The sequence below is a fragment of the Echinicola jeungdonensis genome (genome assembly GCF_030409905.1).
Taxonomy (GTDB): Bacteria; Bacteroidota; Bacteroidia; order Cytophagales; family Cyclobacteriaceae; genus Echinicola; species Echinicola jeungdonensis.
Genome location: NZ_JAUFQT010000002.1, coordinates 937209 through 963571, shown reverse-complemented (window position 1 = coordinate 963571; position 26363 = coordinate 937209). Strand labels below are relative to the sequence as shown.

Below are 26363 nucleotides of genomic sequence, written 5' to 3'. Positions count from 1 at the left end.
TTTTTAGGAATTTACCTGTACTATTTTTGTTTTATTTTTTTCGGCATTTCTGATGGCGACCTGTCTGGCCAGTTCCTCTGCCAAATGGTGAAAGGCTTTTTCGGTAACCCCTTTCTTATAAAATGCCGGATATCCACTGTCTCCGCTTTCGCGGATGGATTGCACTATAGGGATTTCCCCTAAAAAGGGAACATCAAATTTCTTTGAAAGTGTTTTCCCTCCGTCTTTTCCAAACAAATAGTATTTGTTGTCCGGCAACTCTTCAGGTGTAAAATAAGCCATATTTTCCACAACACCTAAAACGGGCACGTTTATTTGGGGCTGTTGGAACATGGTCAAACCTTTGGTGGCATCGGCCATGGCTACTTTTTGGGGAGTAGTTACAATGATGGCTCCGGTCACAGGGACGGTCTGTACCATAGTCAAATGGATATCAGAAGTGCCAGGAGGAAGGTCGATCAAAAGATAATCCAATTCCCCCCATTCCACATCCCCGATAAACTGTTTTAGGGCAGAACTTGCCATAGGGCCTCTCCAAACCACAGCACTGTCTGCAGGGGTCAGGAAGCCAATAGACATCAATTTTACTCCATATTGTTCGATTGGGATAATGATATTTTTTCCACCTTCCTGTTTTACTGCTGGCTGTTCGGATTCCACATTAAACATAGTGGGAATGGATGGTCCGGAAATATCCGCATCCACCAAACCAACTTTAGCTCCGGATTCAGCAAGTGCTACTGCAAGGTTGGATGCACAAGTGGACTTACCCACGCCACCCTTTCCGGAAGCTATGGCAATGATGTTTTTTACTTTAGGAAGTAATGGGGAATCATCCCTCACGGTGGTGACATTGGAGGTCATGTTAATGTCCAATTCTACCTCATCTCCAAGTTCCTTTTCCAGGGCTTCTGTACATTGACTCCTAAGCAGCTCTTTAAGGGGACAGGCAGGGGTAGTCAATACCACCTTAAAACTTAATTTATTGCCTTCCACTACCATATCTTGGATCATTCCAAGACTGACCAAGTCTTTTTTCAGGTCTGGGTCTTCGACAGTAGATAGGGCCTTTAGTACCTTTTCTTTGGTTATGATCATTACAAAATGTAATTTTTGCGCAATTTAGCTTTATTTAATGCTTTTTAAAACTCTTGTCTCTAATATCTGCCTCCTTTTCTTTTCCAAGTGAAAAGCAATTTGGCAATTGATGAAAGATAATAGGAAATTTTTGTTTGACCATATAACTTTTGGATATGGCAAATAGTTCTGTTCCAATCTAAATTGCCACCCATAATTTTTTATCTTTGAAACCGTTTCAAAATCCATACATGGCTTTAAATAAAATCACAACAGAAAAGGTCAGGGAAAGGGCTGATATTGAGGAGGTAGTGAATGATTATGTGCCTTTAAAGAAAAAGGGACAGAATCTTTGGGCCTGTTGCCCTTTTCATAATGAAAAGACCCCATCTTTTTCCGTTTCACCTGCCAAGCAGATTTACAAATGCTTTGGCTGTGGGGCGTCTGGAGATTCCATTCAGTTTGTGATGGATGTGGAAGGAATTGGGTTTAATGAGGCTATCAAACAGTTGGCCCAGAAATACGGTATTGAGATAGAGGAAGAAAAAGCTGCCACTCCAGAGGAAATTCAAGCCTATAATGAAAAAGAAAGTCTTTATATCGCCCAAGCTTTTGCAAGGGATCTATTTGTAAAAAACCTTCAGTCAGACGAAGGAAAATCAATTGGCCTAAGCTATTTTAAAGAGCGGGGTTTCAACCAGCACATCATTGAAAAATTTGATCTTGGCTATGCCCTGGACAGTTGGGATCATTTGATTAAATCTGCAAAATCAGCTGGGCATTCCGAGGAGATTTTGTTAAAAGGGGGATTGATTCTGCAAAAAGAGGGAGAATCCTCCAGGAAATATGACCGGTTCCGAGGTAGGGTGGTATTTACTATCCACAACCTGGCGGGCAAACCAATTGCTTTTGGGGCAAGAATCCTGACCCAGGATAAAAAACAGCCTAAATACATCAATTCCCCAGAAACTGCGGTTTACCACAAGAGTGATGTCCTCTATGGAATTTATCAGGCCAAACAAGCTATCCGAAATGAGGATAACTGCTATCTGGTGGAAGGATATACCGATGTGATATCCATGCACCTTTCGGGCATTGAAAATGTGGTGGCCTCTTCTGGTACTTCATTGACTGAAAATCAAATCAAGCTGATCAAGCGGTTTACAGACAATGTAACGGTCCTTTATGATGGGGATGCAGCAGGGATTAAAGCCTCCCTAAGGGGGATTGACATGCTACTGGAAGGTGGACTGAATGTTAAAGCGGTGGTTTTTCCTGAAGGGGAGGATCCGGACAGTTATAGCAGGAAGGTAGGGGCTAAGGAATTTCAGCAATACCTTAGTCAACATGCAAGGGATTTTATAGCCTTTAAAATTGATCTTTTTGCCAAAGATGCGTCGGGTGACCCCATCAAAAGGGCGGAAATTGTGAGGCAGGTGGTTCAGAGCATTTCCAAAATTCCCGATCCCCTGATCAGGACCGAATATGTCAAGGAATCTGCAAGACTCCTTGAGGTGGAAGAGGGGATTGTCATGACAGAGCTGAATAAGCTGCTTTTGAAAACCCAAAAGGATGCTTATTTCAAAAAGAAAGAGCAGGAAAATGTGGATTCCCCAACACCTGTAGAAAACCTATTGCCTGAGGGGAAAAAAGAGGGGGGCGCCAAACAAGCATTGGCATTGCAGGAACGGGAGATGCTGAGGTTATTGGTCAATTATGGGTTTGAAAAAGTTTCTGATGAATTGCATGTCTGTGAGTACCTGTTTCAGGAGACCAATGAATTGAAATTTGAAACCCCAGTTAACCAGAAGATATTAAAGTTATACAAGAAGGCTTTGAAGCAAGGGGTATTGCCGGAGCCTGGCTATTTTTTGAAATTAGAAGACTCTGAAATAAAAAAGGTGGTAATTGATATGATTGCCCCAAAACATGAAATGTCGGTAAATTGGGAGGAAAGACATCAAATTTATACGCAAAGGGAAACAGATGATCTTCCCAAGACTTTATATGCAGGTATTTTGAGGTTGAAGCGGAGGGTTTTGAAAAAAATGTTGGATGAAACAATACAAAAAATGAAATCTGCTGGAGAGGAGGAAATTCCAGAGTTACAGCAGGTTTATATGGAACTGAAACAATTTCAGGTTCAGATAGACAGACAATTGGGGACGGTGATCTCTACATAAATCAAACTAAAACTGCTTGTATTCGGTTTTAGAGAATAAAGGATGTATTTTTGCAACCTAATTGACCATTCAATAAAACACTATGGCTGAAGAAATAAAATTGGACACCATTGAGGAGGCGATAGAAGCGATAAAAGATGGAGAAGTGGTCATCGTAGTAGATGATGAGGACCGCGAAAATGAAGGGGACTTTGTCTGTGCAGCAGAAAAAGTCACCCCCGAAATTATCAACTTTATGGCTACCCACGGAAGAGGCTTGATCTGTGCTCCCATCATTGAAGATCGATGTGAGCAGTTAGGTTTAGAGTTGATGGTCGGTCGAAATACAGCTACATATGAAACCCCATTTACCGTTTCAGTTGACCTGATTGGGCATGGCTGTACCACTGGGATTTCTGCCAGTGATCGTGCCAAAACCATTCAGGCCTTAATAGATGATGATATTCACCCTGATGAACTGGGTAAGCCAGGGCATATATTCCCATTAAAAGCCAAAAGAGGTGGTGTGCTTAGGCGTGCAGGTCATACCGAAGCTTCCATAGATTTGGCCAGATTGGCCGGCCTTTATCCTGCAGGAGTGCTTGTGGAAATCATGAATGAGGATGGTACGATGGCAAGGCTTCCCGATTTAGTTGAGGTGGCCAAGAGATTTGACCTCAAACTGGTGAGCATTAAGGACCTGATTGCTTACCGATTAAAAAATGAATCCCTGATCAAAAGGGAAATTGGTGTGGATATGCCTACCTTATGGGGGGATTTTAACCTAATAGCCTTCAGACAGACCAATACCGAGGAAGTCCACATGGCCTTGGTAAAAGGAGATTGGAAAGAAGGAGAGCCAGTTATGGTAAGGGTTCACTCTTCCTGCATTACGGGAGATATTTTTGGCTCCTGCCGATGTGATTGTGGGCCTCAGTTGCACAGGGCTATGGAAATGGTGGAAAAGGAAGGTAAAGGTGTGGTCCTATACATGAATCAGGAAGGCCGGGGAATCGGGCTGATCAATAAATTGAAGGCCTACAAACTCCAGGAGGAGGGAATGGATACCGTCCAGGCCAATTTGGCCCTTGGTTTCCCGATGGATAAAAGAGATTATGGAGTAGGAGCCCAAATCCTCCGGGATCTTGGGGTTTCCAAAATCAAACTCCTGACAAATAATCCCACCAAAAGAGCAGGGTTGTTAGGCTATGGATTGGAGATTGTAGATACCGTGGCGCTGGAAATTTCCCCCAACACTCACAATGAAAAATACCTTACCACAAAAAGGGATAAGATGGGGCATCAAATTCTAAAAGAGGAAATTAACAAATTGAAATAAAAAAAGCCCCGAAAACTCGGGGCTTTTTTTGATACTTTTTGGAAGCGTTGGCTTCCTGGCTCCAGGTGAACATTATTTTTTCCGTAAAATATTTATAGTTTTTTTGAGGTAAGGTGGAAGCCTTGGCTTGGAATTTAGTTTGTTGGTATAGCTTGGTTCGGCTTTATGCCTTAACATGGACTTTTGTTACCAATGGGAATTTAAAAACTTGTTTTAGGGTTATCGAAATGCAAAATAATCCCTCATTTTATTTCTATTTGGACTAAAAATGATTACCTGGGAATTTTGTAAAGGGTTAACTAAAACTACAATTAATACGTTACTATTGTATAGTAACATAAGAGGAGAGCATCATGAAAAGACTGTTTTATTTATTGTTTTTTGTTTTCCTGGGATTGCAAATATCTCAAGCGCAGGATTTTCCGTCCCAAATTTGGCATGAAGGGAAATTGTATTTGGAAAATGGGGATGTGCTGGAAGGAAAACTAAAATATAACCTGGAGAACAATGTTGTCCAGATGAGGGATGGAAGCATCCAAACTTATGGAAGTTCTTCCATTCGTTATTTTGAGATTTTTGATGAATATTATGGAGGTATCCGGACCTTTTATAGTTTGCCTTATGCGATGAATGGAAACTATAAGGTTCCTATTTTCTTTGAACTTTTGATGGAAGGTGAAGATATTACCCTGCTTTGCCGGGAATATATCACCAATGAAACGAGAAATACGGGAATGTACAGCATGTATATGCACCCAATGTATGGCCCCCCTATGATGAACACCACCAAACTGGCCTTTGACTTTTATTTTCTATCTGAAGATCAGATTATTAAATACAACCAAAAGAAAAAAGAACTACTTGACTTTATGGATGATCGGTCCGAGGAAATCAAGCTATATATGCGCAAAAATAGGCTTTCCCACGATAGAAGAGGGGATTTGTTAAGGATCACGGCGTATTATAACCAATTGAAAGAGTAATTATTAAGTTTAAATAAATTTTGATAAGCAAATGATGAATCCATTTATTTGATTCATCATTTGCTTTTTTTATGCCCGAAGTTTTTACTCCATTATTAATGGATTAATTTTGATTTTGCTAAAATTCGATTAATAATCTAACCAAACTTTATAAATGTCTAAACCACTTATTTTAGTTTCAAATGATGACGGCATCACTTCCCGGGGAATCAGGGTACTAGTGGGAATCATGCAAAAACTCGGGGAGGTAGTGGTCGTTGCCCCGGATAGCCCACAATCCGGCATGGGACATGCTATCACCATTGGTAATACGATCAGACTGGATGAAGAGGAAATTTTTGAGGATGTTGTGGCCTATAAATCAAGCGGTACTCCGGCAGATTGTGTGAAACTGGCCAAGCACTATATTTTTAAAGATAGGAAGCCTGACCTTGTGGTCAGTGGAATAAACCATGGCAGCAATACCTCAATCAGTGTTTTGTACTCAGGAACCATGTCAGCTGCCATAGAAGGTGCCATAGAAGGGTATCCATCCATTGGGTTTAGTTTGTGCGATTATAGCTCTAAAGCGGATTTTTCACATGTAGAAGAATTTATAGAAAGGATTGCCAAACAGGTGTTGGACCATGGAATGCCCAAAGGGGTAGCTTTAAATGTTAATTTCCCTCCCAAGAGAAACGAATCTCTGAAAGGAATCAAATTGTGCCGCCAGGCTCGTGCCAAGTGGCAGGAGGAATTTGATGAGCGCTATGATCCCAATGGTAGGAAATATTTTTGGTTGGCAGGTAATTTTGTGAATTTTGACAAAGGGGAGGACAATGATGAATGGGCGATTGCCAATAATTATGTGTCTGTGGTTCCCTGTCTTTTTGATATGACGGCTTATCACGGTATTACCCAAATGAATGAGGAATGGGATTGGGAAGAGTAATTTGAAAGTATCAAGTAGCTAGATTTTAGTATCTGGATTCTAAGCGGGTCTGAATTTGCAATTCCGCCCCCTTTTTAGAGAGGTTTCTTATAATTCTAATTTGTGCCTCAGTCCGCTATTTAATATCAAAGTTTGGAGACTGTGGGGAGAATTGGTCCAAGTCTGGAGACTTGGACCATATCATTTTAAAAATTCAGTTCCAAGGACAAAAAGAAGCTTCTTCCTGAGGCTGGAATGATACCCGGTCCAGGATAGCCTGTTGCCCTTCTGGTAAAATAAGCATTGTCTGTTAGGTTATTAACACTTGCTTCCAATTTGGCTTTCTTGTATCTGTAACTAAGTGATAGATCCATGACCTGGTAAGTGGGAATGATACCTTCAACAGCTGAAGGAGTAAACCTTGCATTGGAGGCATCAGTGTAATGCTCCTGAACATAGGAGTATTGGTAAGTCATTTTAAAATCCTGAATGCCCAGGGTTATCCCTGGCCGGATACTAAATGGAGGAACTAATTCCACATAATTACCTTCCACAGGAGATTCCTCAGAGTTAATATATTTGGCATTGATCAATGAAAAATTGGTGAAAAGGTTCAGCTTATACCTTTTGTCAAAGGCAAGCCATCTTAAAATATCTGTTTCTCCAAATGCCTCCAATCCCATGCTTCTGGCATCGGCAATATTGGTTCTGTACCGATAAATTCTATAGTTTTCAGGATCCGTTTTTAGGATCGCACCAATCCGGTCCTGATAACGCAAGTAAAAAAAGCTAAGGTCATAGTTGAACTTCATACTTTTACCTCCCCGGATTCCAAGATCAAAATTATAGCCTCTTTCATCTTGAATGTCTTCATCTACTACCAGGTTTGGGTTGTTAACCCTGATATCATTGAAGTTGATAGAACGGTAATTTTGAGAAAAATTGGCATAGACCTCATGATAATCATTTACCTTATAACTCAGTCCCAATCCAGCAAATATAAAGGATCTTCTCCTATCCAAATCTTCAGGAACTTGATAAGTGGAATCTTTGGCAAACCCTGTTTCTTTGTCTTTTACCAAGATGGTTTTATTGTAATACCCAGAACCAGCTGTTCTAATATATTCAAACCTTACTCCCGGGGTAACACTGAAATTTTCACTTAGATTAATTACGTTTTCTGCAAATAGGGAAAAATTATTTCCGGGAAAGGTATAGTCGGAATTCTCCAGTTTGTCTGGATTGAGGAAATTGAAATCCGCATCACTTCCATCTGTCCCTAACCCTTGTTTTCTGTCGGTCAGCCCCCGGTAATATCTTGCCCCAAGCAGGGCTACTTGGGGTTGCTTTCCAATTTTATAGTTATAAATTAACCTTGCCTCTGATCCAAAATTGCTAAAATCATCCACAAAAAGGTTTCTTTCCTGCATGTCATCGGTCCGGTCAATTCTACCCAAATTACCCAGGGCATCCCTTCCCCCAATTAGGGCGAAATTTCGGATATTGAGTTTTAACTTATTATTGAACTTGTAGTCGATATGGTTACCAATGAGGTTCCAGTTGACCTGAAACCAGTTTCTGCTCCGGATGGATTGCCTTGGATCCTCTGCAAACAGGGCATCAGTCAATCCCCCGGGTTGCTGGGCCAGGTAGTCCATAAAGGTGTATTGAAAAGTAAGTTTAAATCTTTCATTGGGCTCATATTCCAGGGAGCCGTAGGCCATTTTTGCATCAAATTGGCTGTTTTCTCTCCATCCATTTCCCTTTTTATATTGGAAAAAGGTGTAATAATTCCAATTTCCACTAGTCCCGCCCAAACTGGTGAAAGTATTTAGGAATCCAAAAGAGCCAATGGTATTCCTTAAGGTGACGGCAGCTTTCCGGTCTTTAGGGCCTTTTTTCATGACAAAATTCAATAGGCCACCAAACTGAGTACCATATTGCAAAGAGGCGGCACCACGGACCACTTCAATTCTATCAACTGCCTCAGTGGCAGGGGTGTAATAGCTCTCAGGGTAGCCCAAGGCATCTGCACTGATATCATATCCGTTTTGGCGTACATTGAAATTGGCGGTCCTGCTGGGGTCCAAGCCTCTGGCCCCAATATCCAATTGCAATCCCGCTCCATCACTCTCATAAATATTCAATCCAGGAACTTTCGCATAAACCTGTCGGCTGTTGTTGGTGGCAAGGTTGGCAGTAAGGTCCCCCAATTCAATCACTTCATTTTTTTTGGCTTCAAAAATAGCCGTTCCTTCAACGGTTCTTAGCCTCCTTATGCCATTGGTATTTTCCTTTTTCCCGGTAACGGTGATGTCTTCCAATTCTCCATTGATGTCTTCCATTTCAAAGTCCAACACCAGAGAGGTTTTACTTCCAGGCAAATCCAATTCCTTGGACAGTGTCTTTTTCCCCATGGAAAACACCACTACAGTATAATGGCCATTGGGAATGCCTTGGAGGGTATAATGTCCATTATCATCCGTTAAGGCTTGATATGAGGTGTTTTTCAGGTAAACATTGGCCCCTGGCAGGGTTTCACCACTGAAGCTTACCGTCCCTGTAATTTCTACCTGGCACATGGCTCCAAAAGAGATGAGTGTGAATATTGAAATAAATAGTAAATACTTTTTCATTTATTCTGAATATGGTATAATCCAAGATTTATGTTGAAAGCTCTCCTTTTCCTGAGTGAGATCCACTATGGGATCAATAAATATCCGGTTGCCGCGGCCATTTAAGGTAACATACACTTCTGCCCGGATTTCAATATCTTTATAGCCTTGTTCCTCCATTTTACTATCCAGAAAATGGACAAATTGCAAAATCATATCTGGTTGGGTGGCCATTTGTTTTTCCTGCATGGGCGTGAGATAATCGCTGGCATAGGCTTCCCATTCTTTGCCGGTATTTTTGTCTTTGATATGGAAAATGGCATATCCTGCTTTTTCCATCAACATGACCCTCCAGGAAAAGCGGTAGCCTTGTTCGGTCCAGAACAAATGGCCAGGATATAATAAAAACCTCCATGGTAATAATATCTGGATGGTTAGAAAAAGGGCAAAAAACACCCATAAATACTTTTTATTGGGGAAATAGTGGCTAGGTTTATTTATAGGTTTTGGGGTAATAATTTCCCATCTTTCCAACAAATTCTTCATTTTAGAGATAAACCTTTCATGGGTCTCAGGGGCAAAGAAAATGGTAGTGGACAAAATCATAATAAAGGGAAACATCCCTATGGGAAATAGGATCCAGGTTGAAATATGAAAAACAATGACTGCCAAAAAAGCAAAAGGTCGTGTTTTGCGGTAAAAGAGGAAAAATGGAATACTTAAATCATATAAAGCACCAAACCAGCTAAAAGCATAAGCTACCCATAATTCATCCATCAAACCTCCCATTACCGGAAGATGGGTTAAAGGAGGTAGCCAAATGCGCAGAGGGAGTGCCTCAAATAACCAGTCTGGGTGTAATTTTGCCAACCCTGCGTAAAAATACACCAAGGAAAGCATCAATTGCAGGATAAGGACAAACCCATAAGGTATTTTTGGGGTTTGGATTAATGGTTTTATTTGGGCATCCAAAGAAAGAAAACGGTTAGCTGGCAAAAATATCAGGATAAAGGCAATTAGGCTTACAAAATAATAATGGTTCAAGTAATTGGTTTTATCAATCAATTCCACATAGGTGAAAGAGAGAAAAAAAACCAGCGCACTTAATCGAAAGTGATAGCCCACCATAATTCCAATGGCAGAGAAAGCCATGATCCCAAAAAGCCCATACATGCCCCAAACGCCTAAGGGTTGTACCCATGAAAATCCATAATAGGTAAAGTGGAATTCAGGGGCCAGGTATTGGGTTTCTATCCAGCCATTCCAAACAAACCTTAGAACGCTGACCAACATTATAAACCCGAAAAGCACCCTGAAACTTATCAAGGGTGCTATAGAAATGGGTCGGTTAATGGTTTGGTCAATTCTTGCTTTCATGGTTTAATCTCCATCATTATCGCTATAGGATATCAATACGCCAGTGGCAGATGGGATTTCGGCTTTTATCGTAAATACAAATTGCTGAAGCTTGCCGTGGGCTTCTTCAACGGGCTGAGGGTTAGATTCAATGGTGTTTGAAAGTGGAGAAGGGATAGATTCCACTGCTGCTATGGCCTGGTCAAGCTGGGAAATGACCACATCAGCCAAAAGGTCACCATTGCTTTGGGCTTTAAGGTCTTTTAGATAATTATATAATCCTACTCCATCCAGGTTCCCATTGGAACCGGTAAAAATATTTTTAATCCCTCTTAGATTATCAGCAGCAAGGGTAATTGATAAGTCACCATTATAGTAGGCTTCAACATTTTTTGGGATAATGTCACCCTGAGATCGTTTACCTAGTGGAATTCCTATTTTAGCATCCCTGGTAAAGACTTCAAAATATTGGGAAAGGGAATTGATCAACAAGCTAATGGAGGAACCGGCATCATTTCCGTCCTGGTTGATAAATTGCTGTCTGTAATTTCCTTCAGTAGCAATCCACCCATTGTAAACCTGGTCTATTTTTTCCTTTAAACGCTCGGTAAGGCTGGTTAAATAAGTTTTTCTATTTTCGGAATTTTGATCCGTGGTATAAAATTCCAAAAGGTCTACATCATTTTCCGCAAGACCATACAAAAGATAATCCAAGGCAGGTAGTCCTTTTTGATTCGCAGCGGAAAAGGAATCCAGATTGTATTCTCCTGATTCGATGGAGTTTTCTATACTGAAATAATCAGCAGGATAGGTGTTGAATTCTGCTCTTAGGGTTTGGTTAAATCCAGGCCCGAAATTAAAAAAAGCAACAGCCTGCCAGCTGCGGTAAGCTTGGGTAAAAGCAGTTCGTAAAGTACTAAGGTTAGCCTGTTCCGGGGTTTCTACAAATACCTGAGCAGCAGCATTCAAACTGGTAATCTCCCCATTTAGGTTTTCATATCCTGGGATAATGACATTGTCGGCCAAACTGGTTAATAGGGGTTGTCGGTCAATTTCAACCGAATTTTCCTTAGGGTCATCAACACAAGAAGGTAACAGGCAAATAATGCCTGTTACCAATGTTAATGAAAAAAATGCTGTGATGCGATTATAATTCATCTTCAACTTCTTTTAATTCAGGGTATGCATTAAGAATTTTATCTTTTGCATTTTGCAAACCTTGGGGAGTTACAGTCCAGAAATTACCATCTTCACCAAGGTCAACATTTAGGATGTCATTGATTTCAGCTTGGGATAAATTTGAATTTGGGCTGTAGCCAAAAGCTTTGATAAAGCCATGACCTTCAGATAGGTGGTGGAATAAGTTTCCGGTATCCTGATTATTTAGGTCTCCGATGGCAGATTTGATATAATGAACGGCTTTAGCAGCTGCAACCAATTCATGCAATTCAATGATAATATCAATTTGCTCATTTTTTACAACATGATTGTCGGCTACAATGGCAGCTCTACCTTTGATGTAAGCATCCATTAGAGGCTGATTGATACCAAGGGTTTCTTCCAAACCGTAGGTGTAACCAGCCCAGAATCTGCTGTGCTCTTCATCCAATACGGGATCTCCATTTGGGAAATCAGTAGGTACACCCCAATAACCGAAGGCTTCATCCCAGTGGTGTTCCATAGTGGTATAATTTTTACCTTCTTCAATGGCTTCATTATCCACCCCTTCACCGATTTTAGAATCAGAAAGGTAAACATTGAAGATTTGGTGATAGAAAACTGCTCCCATCAATCCTTTTTCAACCAATTGGGTGAATTCCCAACCTTTTTCATTGACATTGATGTAGCGGTCATCACCTCTGCTTATTCTTCCTGCTACACCGTCCTCAGCCATGGTCCCATTGACAGCTACATCCGCACTTACTTTTGCAGCTTGATCCAATAATTGTTTGAAACCATCTACTTCTGCTGGGTTGGTTTTATTTTCCAACTGCTTTGTAGAGGCATTTAATTCAGCATTTTCAAATGGCTCATTTGCATTGGCGTACATGTCCAATAATTTTTGAGAAGAAAGCTCACTACCACCGTCACCTGCTTTTAAGTAAGTCTTAATTTCTGATAACATGTTTAACCGGTCCGTTTGTCCCTGGAAGCTTACCGATGAAGCTCCATCTCTTTCAAAGGAATAAGTGGAAGGAACTTCCATTTGATTTTCTACATCCTGGCTGTCTTCTACACAAGAGAAAAGAGCACCTAATAGAGCTAAAAAAGGAAGAAAATTAGTTTTCATTAGTCCGTGTTCGTGTTTTTATTTAGATTGATTTTAATTTCTCACAAAGATAATGGGTGATTTTTTAAGGGCAAATATTAATTAGATTAATTTTAAATAAAGAACATCCCAAGGTTTTAGTTCTTGTTTTGGTTAAAAAGAATTATACAAATGCCCTGACAGAAGGTCGTTTGAAACAAATGGCTGAGCTTTCTAGGTTTTTGACAGAAAAATGATGGGATTGAAAAAATTATTTAAAAAATTCTTGTAGCCTGAATGGTCGATTTTTTATTTCAAAAATGTTGAAGAAATGATAGATATAACCAAAATAAGGATTTAGGAACCAATTATCTCTGCATTTTCCCATTCCTAAAGCAAAGTTTTTATTAATTAAAATAAAACTTGCATTTTATACCAGAAAATCGATCTTTGTAGGGGTTGAAGGCAAAATGACATATTAGCCAGTGTTATCCTAAATAAAATGGATTTTTTAGGGTTTTAAATTGAATTTAAATAGTGGGAAAGGTACCGTAACTAGAAGTTATAATTGCCTTTATTTTAAGGAATGGTATTTTATAATAGGTTTTAGTTGTTTTAAAGCATGTTTTTTGGATTTTATAAGCTTATTCCCTTATTGTATTATTTACCGTTTTGTGATAAGTGTTTTGAGAAGCGGGGAATCCTGCAATTATCTGGTTTGAAAAGAATTATTCAAAAATTTCCAGGGTTGGGTAGCTATCTTCAAAAAATGGTAGAAGGTTTTTAATTTCTGAAATATGGTTAATTGTGGATTTTTAGGATATAGAATAAAAAATTGCCAACTCAAACATGAGGAATTTGTAAAAAATTCTCATGGAAACACAACCATTTCTACATTGGTTACCAAATATGCTTTTTTTAACAGAAGAGGTTTTTGTTCAAAATCATTTAGGGATAAAAATATTGCTTGTGCCCATAGCTTGGCCTGGTACAAATGGAAGGATGAATTAAAGAATTATCCCAGTTGGTTGGAGCAGGAAAAAGTTCAGTCCCTGTTGCTGAATATGGATCAAACAAGAACCGGAATTTTCGAATTGGATCACAAAAAAGGGGAATTGGAAGAGAAAAAAATATTGGATCCCTCCCCAAATGACCAATCTGCCACCACAGAAATGAAGGATAATTATGAAAACCTGATCCAAAAGCTTCAGACAGATATGGATCAATTAAAGCAGCATTTCGACAAGTTTCACTCCGTTTAACTTTATTAATAGATAACCATAATAATTATTTTCTAACCTTAATCAACGAAAAATGGAAGAATTCATTGGAGTCATCAAACTGTTTGCCGGGAATTTTGCTCCCCGTGGTTGGGCTTTTTGTGAAGGACAATTAATGTCTATTTCTCAAAATACCGCCTTGTTTTCAATTTTAGGAACCACCTATGGTGGTGATGGCCGGACGACTTTTGCTTTGCCGGATTTAAGAGGGAGAGTACCTATTGGTCCTGGCAGAGGCCCCGGATTAAGTGATTATAGAGAAGGGGCAAAGGGCGGTTCAGAAACCAATACCCTGACCATTTTGAATATGCCAGCCCATAACCATGCCGCTGTGGTCAATGAATTCAGGGCGAATATTATGGCTTCTAATCAGGAAGGTACCGAGGAAACTCCCGGAACTAATGGTGCAGCTACCTTAGCTGCAAGTACCAATGGGGGAAGAGGAATCGATATCTATAACAGTGATGCTCCCAATGTTGCCTTAAATACAGGTACAGATGGATCTGCCAATGTAACCATTGGAAACACAGGCGGAAGTCAACCTATAAATAACGTGCAGCCCTATACGGCAATTAACTATATCATTTGTATGCAGGGGATTTTCCCGCCTAGGGGTTAATTTATTTTAAACTTATTGTATTAAAAGGATAGGGCAGGGGAATTCAAAATGACTCCGCCTTATCCCTATAAAAATCTAAAATTATTTCATGGCACTGATACAAAAATTGGGATTTCTCCATGGATTGGACTTTGGGTTATAGGGCAGTTTTTACAGTTTGGAAATAATTGAATATGGAAAAAATTTACGGAAAAAAATTATTGAAAGGGCTTTTCCCAATAATTATGGGATTGTTATTGGTGTTTCAAGTTAGTGGGCAAACATTTACTGAAGATTTTGAAGATGAAACAACTGGAAAAAAAACCCCTTTTAGCAGTTCTTCAAATGAGGCAAGTGTAAGTTTTGATTATGAATTTACAAGTGCTGGAGATGGTGGAATTGGTGAAGTTCTGGACAATTTTGGAGTAGGAGATTCTAAATCTCTTGATTTGCTTTCAAATGGTTCCACAGGGGCAATTGAAACTTTTAGAATAAAAAGGACTGATGGAGCGGAATTTGATTTTACTGGAATATATGTAGCAAATTACGGAGGTGATGTGATTACAGTCCAAGGATATCGTTCTAGTTCTTCAGTAGGTTCCCCTCAAACGGTATCTAATGGAGATATTAAATCCCTTACTTTTAATGTAACTGTAGATGAAGTTCATATTTCTTCCTCAGATTTTTTTTTAGTTAATATTGATGAATTTTCCGGGGAAATTGTTGCTTCAAATTCCGCACCAACCGCCTCAAGCTTTACCGCCTCCAATGGCCCGTATGAAAACCTAACCTATACTTTTTCCACTTCAGATTTTGGGTATTCCGATGGTGATGGAGACGTTTTGGATCATTTGTTAATAGAATCTGTGCCGGGATCAGGAACCTTATATGTGGATGCGGATAATGATGATGTTTATGATGGTGGAGAAGAGGTAAGCACCAGTGACCAGGTAAGCAAAGCGGATCTGGATGCAGGAAATTTACAGTATATCCAAAATGGAAGCACCAATACTTCATTCCAGTTTGAGGTAAATGATGGGACGGATACTAGTACCGGAAATTACACAGCTACCCTGAATGTCTCCGCCGTTCCCACAGTAACCTTAAGTCTTAGCCCAAGTTCCAAATCGGAAAGCTTAACTTCTAATAATGTGGTAACAGCCACGCTTTCCAATTCCTATGGAGCCAATACCACAGTGAATTTGAGTTTTGGCGGTACGGCGACCAATTCGGTGGATTATAATTTAAGCGGAACATCTATTACGGTTCCAGCTGGGAGTACTAGCGGAACAATTAACCTTAGCAATATTAGTGATGCCATCTATGAGGGAAATGAAACTGTTGTCATTGATATTTCATCAGTTAGTAATGGTACAGAAAGTGGGACACAGCAAGAGACCTATACAATTATAGATGATGATCCCCAGCCAAATGCTTCATTGGAATTGCTGAATGTTTATAACCCGATTACTGATGAAAGTGGAGGCCAGGCATACATTAGAGGTAAAATAGATAATATTGCAGGTGTGACCGTAACCATTCCTTTAACTTTTTCTGGTACAGCAACAGGAGGGGGAACTGATTATTCAATTACTGGAAGTTCTATTACCATATCCCCTGGAGAACCGATGGATAGCATTCGAGTCACTTCTATTTTTGATGGTATCGAAGAGGGGGATGAAACGGTGATCATTGATATGGATACCCCAACCAATGCTGTTGAAGACGGAACGCAGCAAGTCACTTTAACCATTAATGATGAAGATGCGGCACCACCTTCCGGGTATTCGGTATCAATAGACCAAAGTTCAATTAATGCTTTTAATGAATCGGATGCCAGTTTTACTTTTTCTGGTGCAGAGGTAGGTACTGATTATGATTATACCTTCTCCAGTTCAGGTGGTGGCACGGATGTAACGGGGAATGGAACCATAAGCACTACCACCGATCAAATTTCAAATATTGATTTAAGTGGGCTTCCAGATGGAACCATTACCTTATCAGTAACCTTAAAAGATAGTTTTGGAAACACGGGTACTGCTGCAACAGATACCAAAACCAAAGATGCTACAGCTCCTTCAGGGTACATTGCTACTTTTGACCAAAGCGGAATCAATGCTAGCAATGAATCCGCAATTAGCTTCACTTTTGGAGCAGCCGAAGTAGGGGCTGGTTATGATTATAGCATCTCTAGTTCAGGAGGTGGGACCAATGTTACTGGATCCGGAACGGTAGTGTCTTCCACGGATCAAATCACTGGTTTGAACCTAAGCGGATTAAATGACGGAACGCTTTCCCTTTCGGTGACTTTAACTGATGATGCAGGAAACACTGGAAGTACGGCCACGGATACAGAAACCAAGGATACTGCTGCGCCAACAGGCTATTCGGTAACCATAGACCAAAACCCGATCAATTCAGGAAATGAGTCTGCAGTTAGCTTTACTTTTGCCTCAGCAGAGGTAGGAACTGATTATGATTATACCATTTCGAGTTCAGGAGGTGGAACAAATGTAACGGGGTCAGGAACTTTAATCACAGCTACGGATCAAATTACTGGTTTGGATGTAAGTGGTTTGGGAGATGGCACCCTTACTCTTTCTGTAACGCTTACGGATGGTGCAGGAAACACAGGAAGTGCAGCTACGGATACTGAATCTAAGGATACAACAGCGCCTTTAGGGTATGCAGTAAGCCTAGATCAAAGCCCGATTAATACAGGAAATGAAACGGCAACCAGTTTCACATTTGCCTCAGCAGAGGTTGGAGCCGATTATAATTACACACTATCCAGCTCTGGAGGAGGAACGGATGTTACCGGATCAGGAACAATATCCACCGCTACCGATAATATCACAGGTTTGGATTTAAGTGGCTTGGGAGAAGGGACTGTTACCCTTTCCGTGACCCTAACTGATGCAGCGAGAAATACCGGAACTGCAGCCACAGATACTGAAACCAAGGATACCACCGCCCCATCAGGTTATTCGGTGACATTCGATCAAAGTCCAATCAATGGTGGAAATGAGCCTGCAGTAAGTTTCACCTTTGCTTCCGCAGAGGTGGGCGCTTCTTACAATTATACCCTATCTAGTTCAGGAGGAGGAACGAATGTTACCGGTTCGGGAACTATTGGATCTGCTACAGAACAAGTTAATGGTTTGGATGTAAGTGGTTTAGTGGATGGAACGATTACGCTTTCTGTAACTCTCACCGATACAAATGGTAATACGGGAACTGCTGCTACCGATACGGAAACCAAAGATACGGAAGCTCCAACTGGTTATTCGGTAGTATTAGACCAAAGTCCGGTTAATGCAGGGAATGAGTCTGCGGTTAGCTTTACCTTTGTTTCCGCAGAGGTGGGTGCTGATTATAGTTATACCCTTTCCAGTTCAGGAGGGGGATCCAATGTCACCGGATCGGGAACAATAACCACCGCTACCGATAATATCACAGGCTTGGATGTAAGTGGCTTGGAAGATGGCACCATTACACTTTCTGTAACCCTTACTGATGTAAACGGAAATACCGGAACTGTAGCTACGGACACGGAAACCAAAGATACTGCAGCACCATCGGGCTATTCAGTTACCATAGACCAAAACCCGATCAATGCAGGTAATGAGTCAGCAGTGAGTTTTACCTTTGCTTCTGCTGAGGTGGGTGCTGATTATAGTTATACCCTTTCCAGTTCGGGAGGGGGTACCAATGTAACCGGTTCAGGAACCATTGGTTCTTCCACAGAGCAGGTTAGTGGCTTGGATGTAAGTGGCCTGGCAGATGGCACCATTACGCTTTCTGTAACCCTTACAGATGTAAACGGAAATACCGGAACTGCAGCTACGGACACGGAAACCAAAGATACAGCAGCACCGTCGGGCTATTCAGTTACCATAGACCAAAGCCCGATCAATGCGGGTAATGAATCAGCAGTGAGTTTTACCTTTGCTTCCGCAGAGGTGGGCGCTGATTATAGTTATGCCCTTTCCAGTTCAGGAGGAGGGTCCAATGTCACCGGATCAGGAACAATAACCACCACTACCGATAATATCACAGGTTTGGATGTAAGTGGCCTTGCAGATGGCACCATTACACTTTCTGTAACCCTTACTGATGTAAACGGAAATACCGGAACTGCAGCTACGGACACGGAAACCAAAGATACTGCAGCACCATCTGGCTATTCAGTTACCATAGACCAAAACCCGATCAATGCAGGGAATGAGTCTGCAGTTAGCTTTACTTTTGGCTCGGCAGAAGTAGGATCGACTTATAATTATACCCTTTCCAGTTCGGGAGGGGGTACCAATGTAACCGGTTCAGGAACCATTGGTTCTTCCACAGAGCAAGTTAGTGGCTTGGATGTAAGTGGCCTGGCAGATGGCACCATTACGCTTTCTGTAACCCTTACAGATGTAAACGGAAATACCGGAACTGCAACTACGGACACGGAAACCAAAGATACAGCAGCACCGTCGGGCTATTCAGTTACCATAGACCAGAGCCCAATTAATGCAGGTAATGAATCAAGTGTCAGCTTTACTTTTGCATCTGCCGAAGTTGGTGCGGATTATAGTTACACATTATCCAGCTCAGGAGGTGGTACAAATGTTACCGGATCAGGGACAATAAGTACAGCCACAGATCAAATCACAGGTTTGGATGTAAGTGGCTTAGGGGATGGTGCGGTTACGCTTTCTGTTACGCTTACCGATGCAAATGGTAATACGGGAACTGCTGTTACGGATACGGAAACCAAAGATTCTGCAGTACCATCCGGTTATTCAGTGACCATAGACCAAAACCCGATCAATGCGGGTAATGAATCATCAGTGAGTTTTACCTTTGTGGGTGCTGAGGTAGGAACAGATTTTAACTATACGATATCCAGCACAGGAGGTAGCACCAATGTTACCGGATCAGGAACTATATCCTCAGCTACAGATAATATCACAGGCTTGGATTTGAGTGGCTTGGGAGATGGCACGGTTACACTTTCTGTTACCCTTACTGATGCAAATGGTAATACCGGAACTGCAGCTAGCGATACCAAAACCAAGGATGCAACAGTTCCATCTGGTTATTCAGCAACATTCGATCAAAGCCCGATCAATAACAACAATCAAAACAATACAAACTTTACTTTTGCTTCAGCAGAAGTAGGCTCGACTTATAATTATACCTTATCAAGTTCTGGTGGTGGAACGAATGTTACCGGTTCAGGAACAATAAGCACAGCAACTGATAATATCACAGGCTTGGATTTAAGTGGATTGGCAGATGGCACCATCACGCTTTCGGTAACGCTTACCGATGCAAATGGTAATGCGGGAACTGCTGCTACGGATACGGAAACCAAAGATACCGCAGCTCCAGCAGGTTACTCAGTAAGCTTTGACCAGGATCCGATTGATGAACCCAATCAGAATGTTGCAAGCTTTACTTTTACTTCTGCAGAGGTTGGAGCAACTTATGATTATAACTTGGTTAGTTCTGGAGGTGGTACGAATGTTACCGGATCAGGGACAATAAGTACAGCCACAGATCAAATCACAGGCTTGGATTTAAGCGGTTTGGGAGATGGCACGATTACTCTTTCAGTTACCCTTACTGATCCTGCCGGAAATACAGGGTCCACAAGCACGGATACCAGTACTAAGGATACGAATGATGCCCCAACTGCAAGTAGCCTTTCCATCAATGGAGCTTTGACCATTGGAGAGGTGCTGACGGGGAACTATACTTTTACAGATCCAGATGGGGATACCGAAAGTGGAACCACCTATCAATGGTATCTTTCCGATGATAATGCCGGAACAGGGAAAACTGCCATTTCTGGAGCAACCAATCAACAGTACACTTTACAATCTGCAGATCAAGGCAAATACATCGGTTTTGAAGTGACTCCTAATGACGGGAAAGATGCAGGTACAACGGTTGAAAGTACCCTGGTAGGTCCAGTTAAAATTGATCAAACCATCACCTTCCCAAGTATACCAACCAAAACTTATGGGGATCCTTCTTTTACATTAGGTGTTGCACAAACGGATCAAGGTTTGACAGTGACCTATACTGCAGATGATCCAACCGTGGTCAGTATAAGTGGTAATCAAGCAACTATTCTAAAAGCAGGTAGCACACAAATCACAGCTGCACAAAGTGGAGATGGTGTAACCAATGCCGCTACGGATATTACGCAAAACTTGACGGTAGATAAGGCTACCTTAACGGTAACTGCCGATAACAAAACCAAGGTTTACGGAGAAATTGATCCGACACTGACAGTTAGCTATGCAGGTTTTACCAATGGTGATGATGAAACCGCATTGGGCAGAACCCTGGATATCAGCAGGGCTGCCGGAGAAGATGTAGGCAGCTATACCATTGGGGTTTCCGGCTACACCTCGGGTAACTATACCATCAATTATGTGGATGGTACCTTTGAAGTCACGGAGGCTACCTTGACGGTAACTGCCGATGACAAAACCAAGGTTTACGGTGAAACTGATCCGACACTGACAGTTAGCTATGCAGGTTTTACCAACGGTGATGATGAAACCGCATTGGGCGGAACCCTGGATATCAGCAGGGCTGCCGGAGAAGATGTAGGCAACTATACCATAACGGCTTCCGGCTACACCTCGGGTAACTATACCATCAATTATGTGGACGGAACCTTTGAGATTACAAAGGCTTCCTTGACAGTAACTGCCGATGATAAAACCAAGGTTTACGGTGAAACTGATCCGACACTGACAGTTAGCTATGCAGGTTTTACCAATGGTGATGATGAAACCGCATTGGGCGGAACCCTGGATATCAGCAGGGCTGCCGGAGAAGATGTAGGCAGCTATACCATTGGGGTTTCCGGCTACACCTCGGGTAATTATACCATCAATTATGTGGATGGTACCTTTGAAGTCACGGAGGCTACCTTGACGGTAACTGCCGATGACAAAACCAAGGTTTACGGTGAAACTGATCCGACACTGACAGTCAGCTATGCAGGTTTTACCAATGGTGATGATGAAACCGCTTTGGGTGGAATGCTGGATATCAGCAGGTCAGCTGGAGAAGATGTTGGTAATTACACTATTACCGCTATCGGTTATACCTCAGGCAATTATAATATCAATTATGTGGACGGAACCTTTGAGATTACAAAGGCTTCCTTGACAGTAACTGCCGATGACAAAACCAAGGTTTACGGTGAAGCTGATCCGACATTGACAGTCAGCTATGCAGGCTTTGAAAATGGTGATGATAAAACCGCATTGGGCGGAACCCTGGATATCAGCAGGGCTGCCGGAGAAGATGTTGGTAATTACACTATTACCGCTATCGGTTATACCTCAGGCAACTATAACATCAATTATGTGGATGGCAATTTTGAGGTCACCCAGGCTTCCTTGACAGTAACTGCCGATGACAAAACCAAGGTTTACGGTGAAGCTGATCCGACATTGACAGTCAGCTATGCAGGCTTTGAAAATGGTGATGATAAAACCGCATTGGGCGGAACCCTGGATATCAGCAGGGCTGCCGGAGAAGATGTTGGTAATTACACTATTACCGCTATCGGTTATACCTCAGGCAACTATAACATCAATTATGTGGATGGCAATTTTGAGGTCACCCAGGCTTCCTTGACAGTAACTGCCGATGACAAAACCAAGGTTTACGGTGAAGCTGACCCGACACTGACAGTTAGCTATGCAGGCTTTGAAAATGGTGATGATAAAACTGCTTTGGGTGGAACCTTGGATATCAGCAGGGCTGCCGGAGAAGATGTTGGTAATTACACTATTACCGCTATCGGTTATACCTCGGGTAACTATACCATCAATTATGTGGATGGCACCTTTGAAGTCACGGAAGCTACCTTGACGGTAACTGCCGTTGACAAAACCAAGGTTTACGGTGAAACTGATCCGACACTGACAGTTAGCTATGCAGGCTTTGAAAATGGTGATGATGAAGCCGCTTTGGGTGGAATGCCGGATATCAGCAGGGCTGCTGGAGAAGATGTTGGTAATTACATCATTACCGCAACCGGTTATACCTCAAGTAACTATACCATCAAATATGTGGATGGCAACTTTGAGATTAGGAAGGCTACATTGACAGTTACCGCAGATACCCAGCTCAAAATATTTGGACAGGAAGATCCTGAATTGACATATCAGGCCTCAGGGTTTAAAAACGGAGATGGAAAAGAAGTAATGTCCGGAGCTTTGGCGAGGGCATCCGGTGAAGATGTGGGGGGTTATCCAATTTTGATAGGAACCCTGGATGCTGGGAACGATTACAAGATTAATTTTACTGGGGCTAACTTGACCATCCAGGCAAGAAAAATCGAAGAAGTAATTGAACCAGCCCTTGTGGAAGTAGAATGGGGAATGGAACTCGAGCAGGTTGATCTTCCAGCAACTGTTTTGGTAAGGACGGAAGCCAATGAGTTTATCAATCTTGAAGTGGAATGGATAAAATCAGGAATTGATACCCGAAGCAGTGGAGATTACAGGATTACGGGTAGGCTGCAATTGCAAGGAAGTATTTCTGGGGAAGCTTTACCAGTTCCTTCCATGTATGTAGTGGTATTGCCAAAACCCCTTCCTGAAAACATTCTATTGGATAACAATTCCTTTGAGGCAAGTGTAGAAAACAATTCTTTATCAATTGGTACCTTTACCATTGAAGATCCTGCTGATAACCAGCATGAGGTAATACTGGTACCTGGAGTAGAGGATAATGATTATTTCATACTTGATGGTAGGACCCTTTTCTGGAACAGTGAAGAAGCTCTTCCTGGAAGGACCCAATTTACCGTTGAAGTGAGGGTAATTGACGCAGATGGTAATGTTATGGTTAAGACCTATACTATTACCAGGGAAAGAGAAGGCTTGGAAGAAATTGAGCTTACCAACACTTTTAGTCCTAACGGTGATGGGGCAAATGATACCTGGGGAGTGCCTGAATTAAAATTCTTTGAAGGAATTCGCATTATGATTTTTGAAAAGAGTGGTAAAAGAGTCTTCCTTACCGATAACCCGGAAGTGAAATGGGATGGTACCTATAATGGGGAATTTCTAGCCCCCGGTGCTTATTTCTGGGTTATAAAAAATCAATTGACAGGGGAAATCAGAAGAGGGGTGTTAAACCTTATTTCAAGATAAACCCTATTTGGATAATCATAATTGAATTTATCACCGGTAAAGAATTTATAAAAGATGAAAAAATTAGTATATATATTCATAATTATTTCAATGATTGGATCAGGGGAAACCCTGGCCCAATCCAGAAAGTATATTAGCCAATTCAATTTTTTTCAAAGTTATTTTAATCCCGGCCTTACAGGATATGAAGGAAGTGCAGTTCGTGGCTTTGTTAGAAACCAATGGGGAGGATTCGAAGGTGCCCCAAAAACAATGTTCTTTAGTGCAGAACTGGATTTTGCAGAATTGCAAGGCCGGGAAAACCCAGCATTAATGGGGAAAAATGCAGCCAGTGTCAATTTACTGTTTGATAATTATGGTGCCTTTCGGGAAACTTCCCTGATTTTGGGTTATGCAAGTAGAATTCGCTTGACTGAAAAACATAATTTAAGGATGGGCGCAGGAATCAATTATACTTCTGTCAGGCTGGATGGAGCATCCTTGACGGTTGAGCAGCAAAACGATGATTTGCTGGGGCAGTATATGAATGGGTTTTCAGATATGCAGATACTGGACTTTAATTTAGGTCTTGCACTATCCCATGAAAAATATTACCTGTCATATGCCATGCATCAGGTCAATGGAGGGAATATTTCCAAAGGTGACGAATTCTTGGAAGGCAGGCCCATCAACTATATTGTCCAGGCAGGTTACCGGGAAGCTTTAAGTAATGATCTTTCTGTTATTGGAAATTTCTTTTTTAGGAAGCAAAAAGATTTACCCGACAATATAGAGTTTAATTTGAAAGCATTGATGAAGGACAAACTCTATGTGGGGCTTGGACACAGGGTGGATTATGCCAGTAACATTCAGGCTGGTTTTTTGCTGAAAAATGTAAGGTTGGGCTATGTTTATGAATTCCCCACCAACCGAAGTTTTCATTTACCAGGAAATACCCATGAATTTATGGCAATTTTCCACTTGTTCAGGACCAATGAAAGAAAATACCCTGAAGAGGTACTGATCTGGTAAATTGGAAGTTTAAGAGTCCATAGGGACTTCCATTAATAATAATTGTGTTGCGGATTTGGCATTAAAATCAACCTTATCCACCTCCCAGATCCCCAACCCATCTCTTTTCTGAAGGTCGAGGTTTACTGTGGAAACCTCACCTTCTAATACAAATACATAAAGGCCATTATTCTGAGGGTCTTTCAATTGGTAAGCCAATTTGACTCCCTCGTCCAAGTTGGCTAAATGGAACCAGGCATTTTGATATATCCATACTCCATCATCATCAGCATAAGGGGATAATATTTGAAAAAACTGGTTGTGGAGGTTTTCTTTTTTCAGAGTAATTTGATCATATCTAGGGGTGACATCCTTTTTATTGGGCAGAACCCATATTTGAAGGAATTTGACGGGCTTATCCTCATTTTTATTGTACTCACTATGCGAAACCCCTGTTCCTGCACTCATAACCTGAATATCCCCTTCCCGTATTAAAGTGGTATTGCCCATACTGTCTTTATGTTCCAAGTCGCCCTCTAGGGGAATCGAAATGATTTCCATATTTTGATGGGGGTGAGTACCAAAACCTTTTCCCCCGGCTACTTGGTCATCATTGAGCACCCTGAGTTTTCCAAATTGGATCCTTTCTGGGTCATAATAACCTGCAAAACTAAAAGTATGGCGACTAATTAGCCATCCATGGTTAGCATGACCTCTGCTTTCTGCGGGATGAAGGATGGTTTTCATAATAAATTGATAAGGTTAAAAGGTGGAGGATTTTCTTAATTTACGATTATTCCAAGTTTTGGGTCAATATGGATTTCATTTTTTCTACCCCAGAACTTGCAGGTCCTTCAATTTCAGTAAGGTGGGCACTTAAACCGGTTTCAGGAATTTTTTTGTCAATAATAAATATAGGAATTCCCTTAGGCGTATATTGAACCAATCCTGCTGCAGGATATACCAATAATGAGGTGCCTACCACAGCAAACAAATCAGCCTGCATGGCTGCTTCCATGGCCGGTTCCATCATGGGGACCATTTCCCCAAACCAAACGACAAAGGGTCTCAATTGACTTCCTTTTTCACATTTATCACCTAACTTGATTTCCCAATGGTCCATTTCATATACCAATGAAGGGTCTATGGAACTTTGGGACTTTAAAATTTCCCCATGCAAATGGATTACTTTGGAAGAGCCAGCCTTTTCGTGAAGGTTGTCAATGTTTTGGGTTACAATTGTTACATCAAACCACCTTTCAAGTTCTGCTAAGCCCATATGGGCTTGATTGGGTTGGACCTTTAAAGCTTCTTTTCGCCTTTGATTGTAAAAGTCCAGTACTAGGCTTTTATTTTTCCTCCAACCTTCTGGTGAAGCTACTTCCATAACATCATGTCCTTCCCAAAGTCCATTTTGGTCTCTAAAGGTTCTGATTCCACTTTCAGCGGAAATTCCTGCTCCAGTTAAAACCACCAGTTTTTTCTTCATTACTGAAAATTTTTAGTAAGACGAGGTTTACAAATAATATTTGCCTTACGCCAATTTAAATAAATATCTTCAAAATTGAGAACATGAAATGGCTGGGGGTTAGAACAAAAAAACCAGAGTATTAACTCTGGTTTTTA

15 protein-coding genes are annotated in these 26363 nt (G+C 41.3%); 8 read left to right on the top strand and 7 right to left on the bottom strand.

Annotated features, from left to right (window positions below):
• Positions 1-3 precede the first annotated feature (3 nt).
• Entirely contained in the window at positions 4-1098 is a 1095-nt protein-coding gene (locus QWY93_RS17400; protein WP_290249683.1) for an Mrp/NBP35 family ATP-binding protein, read from the bottom strand.
• 230 nt (positions 1099-1328) lie between these two features.
• Here QWY93_RS17400 and dnaG point away from each other — a divergent pair, with 230 nt between their 5' ends.
• From dnaG to surE, 4 genes are all read left to right on the top strand, one after another.
• Positions 1329-3260: a DNA primase gene (gene dnaG, locus QWY93_RS17395; RefSeq protein ID WP_290249682.1), complete on the top strand. Its 1932-nt coding sequence runs from the start codon at positions 1329-1331 to the stop codon at positions 3258-3260.
• Between the two features lie 82 nt (positions 3261-3342).
• The gene (locus QWY93_RS17390) at positions 3343-4578 is read left to right on the top strand and encodes a bifunctional 3,4-dihydroxy-2-butanone-4-phosphate synthase/GTP cyclohydrolase II (RefSeq protein ID WP_290249681.1); all 1236 of its coding nucleotides are present in this window, start codon (positions 3343-3345) and stop codon (positions 4576-4578) included.
• 353 nt (positions 4579-4931) lie between these two features.
• On the top strand, positions 4932-5561 hold the full coding sequence (locus tag QWY93_RS17385; RefSeq protein WP_290249680.1) for a hypothetical protein: 630 nt from the start codon (positions 4932-4934) through the stop codon (positions 5559-5561).
• A gap of 154 nt (positions 5562-5715) precedes the next feature.
• Positions 5716-6492, top strand: coding sequence for a 5'/3'-nucleotidase SurE (surE, locus tag QWY93_RS17380; RefSeq protein WP_290249679.1), 777 nt, complete (start codon positions 5716-5718; stop codon positions 6490-6492).
• Between the two features lie 185 nt (positions 6493-6677).
• On the opposite strand, the gene QWY93_RS17375 is transcribed toward surE, so the two are convergent.
• Genes QWY93_RS17375 through QWY93_RS17360 form a run of 4 tightly spaced genes read right to left on the bottom strand, consistent with a single transcriptional unit; the run spans position 6678 to position 12732 of the window.
• Complete coding sequence (locus QWY93_RS17375) at positions 6678-9107, bottom strand: TonB-dependent receptor (protein ID WP_290249678.1); 2430 nt, start codon at positions 9105-9107, stop codon at positions 6678-6680.
• Positions 9108-10463 carry an HTTM domain-containing protein gene (locus tag QWY93_RS17370; RefSeq protein ID WP_290249677.1) on the bottom strand — a complete coding sequence of 452 codons (1356 nt, stop codon included), beginning with the start codon at positions 10461-10463 and terminating at the stop codon, positions 9108-9110. It lies immediately after the preceding gene.
• 3 nt (positions 10464-10466) lie between these two features.
• The gene (locus QWY93_RS17365) at positions 10467-11600 is read right to left on the bottom strand and encodes an imelysin family protein (protein ID WP_290249676.1); all 1134 of its coding nucleotides are present in this window, start codon (positions 11598-11600) and stop codon (positions 10467-10469) included.
• Positions 11590-12732 (bottom strand): DUF4856 domain-containing protein, encoded by a 1143-nt coding sequence (locus tag QWY93_RS17360; RefSeq protein WP_290249675.1) that lies wholly within the window; start codon positions 12730-12732, stop codon positions 11590-11592. The genes QWY93_RS17365 and QWY93_RS17360 overlap by 11 nt, the downstream gene beginning before the upstream one ends.
• Before the next feature lie 755 nt (positions 12733-13487).
• Here QWY93_RS17360 and QWY93_RS17355 point away from each other — a divergent pair.
• The 4 genes from QWY93_RS17355 to QWY93_RS17340 all read left to right on the top strand — a co-directional run bounded on the left by QWY93_RS17355 (position 13488) and on the right by QWY93_RS17340 (position 24758).
• Entirely contained in the window at positions 13488-13952 is a 465-nt protein-coding gene (locus QWY93_RS17355; protein WP_290249674.1) for a hypothetical protein, read from the top strand.
• Between the two features lie 52 nt (positions 13953-14004).
• Complete coding sequence (locus QWY93_RS17350) at positions 14005-14589, top strand: phage tail protein (RefSeq protein WP_290249673.1); 585 nt, start codon at positions 14005-14007, stop codon at positions 14587-14589.
• A gap of 173 nt (positions 14590-14762) precedes the next feature.
• The gene (locus QWY93_RS17345) at positions 14763-23747 is read left to right on the top strand and encodes an MBG domain-containing protein (protein WP_290249672.1); all 8985 of its coding nucleotides are present in this window, start codon (positions 14763-14765) and stop codon (positions 23745-23747) included.
• Between the two features lie 54 nt (positions 23748-23801).
• Positions 23802-24758: a PorP/SprF family type IX secretion system membrane protein gene (locus tag QWY93_RS17340; RefSeq protein ID WP_290249671.1), complete on the top strand. Its 957-nt coding sequence runs from the start codon at positions 23802-23804 to the stop codon at positions 24756-24758.
• Positions 24759-24767: 9 nt separating this feature from the next.
• Here QWY93_RS17340 and QWY93_RS17335 read toward each other — a convergent pair whose 3' ends face one another.
• Both QWY93_RS17335 and QWY93_RS17330 read right to left on the bottom strand, forming a co-directional pair.
• Complete coding sequence (locus QWY93_RS17335; RefSeq protein ID WP_290249670.1) at positions 24768-25484, bottom strand: pirin family protein; 717 nt, start codon at positions 25482-25484, stop codon at positions 24768-24770.
• Between the two features lie 46 nt (positions 25485-25530).
• Positions 25531-26226, bottom strand: coding sequence for an SIR2 family NAD-dependent protein deacylase (locus QWY93_RS17330; RefSeq protein ID WP_290249669.1), 696 nt, complete (start codon positions 26224-26226; stop codon positions 25531-25533).
• Positions 26227-26363 lie beyond the last annotated feature (137 nt).

Excerpts from the sequence above, each read along its gene's own strand:
- surE (WP_290249679.1), top strand. The coding sequence starts at position 5,716 with ATGTCTAAACCACTTATTTTAGTTTCAAATGATGACGGCATCACTTCC.
- QWY93_RS17330 (WP_290249669.1), bottom strand. The coding sequence starts at position 26,226 with ATGAAGAAAAAACTGGTGGTTTTAACTGGAGCAGGAATTTCCGCTGAA.
- QWY93_RS17335 (WP_290249670.1), bottom strand. The coding sequence starts at position 25,484 with ATGAAAACCATCCTTCATCCCGCAGAAAGCAGAGGTCATGCTAACCAT.
- QWY93_RS17365 (WP_290249676.1), bottom strand. The coding sequence starts at position 11,600 with ATGAATTATAATCGCATCACAGCATTTTTTTCATTAACATTGGTAACA.
- QWY93_RS17350 (WP_290249673.1), top strand. The coding sequence starts at position 14,005 with ATGGAAGAATTCATTGGAGTCATCAAACTGTTTGCCGGGAATTTTGCT.
- QWY93_RS17340 (WP_290249671.1), top strand. The coding sequence starts at position 23,802 with ATGAAAAAATTAGTATATATATTCATAATTATTTCAATGATTGGATCA.
- QWY93_RS17345 (WP_290249672.1), top strand. The coding sequence starts at position 14,763 with ATGGAAAAAATTTACGGAAAAAAATTATTGAAAGGGCTTTTCCCAATA.
- QWY93_RS17360 (WP_290249675.1), bottom strand. The coding sequence starts at position 12,732 with ATGAAAACTAATTTTCTTCCTTTTTTAGCTCTATTAGGTGCTCTTTTC.
- QWY93_RS17375 (WP_290249678.1), bottom strand. The coding sequence starts at position 9,107 with ATGAAAAAGTATTTACTATTTATTTCAATATTCACACTCATCTCTTTT.
- QWY93_RS17390 (WP_290249681.1), top strand. The coding sequence starts at position 3,343 with ATGGCTGAAGAAATAAAATTGGACACCATTGAGGAGGCGATAGAAGCG.
- QWY93_RS17385 (WP_290249680.1), top strand. The coding sequence starts at position 4,932 with ATGAAAAGACTGTTTTATTTATTGTTTTTTGTTTTCCTGGGATTGCAA.
- QWY93_RS17400 (WP_290249683.1), bottom strand. The coding sequence starts at position 1,098 with ATGATCATAACCAAAGAAAAGGTACTAAAGGCCCTATCTACTGTCGAA.
- QWY93_RS17355 (WP_290249674.1), top strand. The coding sequence starts at position 13,488 with ATGGTTAATTGTGGATTTTTAGGATATAGAATAAAAAATTGCCAACTC.
- dnaG (WP_290249682.1), top strand. The coding sequence starts at position 1,329 with ATGGCTTTAAATAAAATCACAACAGAAAAGGTCAGGGAAAGGGCTGAT.
- QWY93_RS17370 (WP_290249677.1), bottom strand. The coding sequence starts at position 10,463 with ATGAAAGCAAGAATTGACCAAACCATTAACCGACCCATTTCTATAGCA.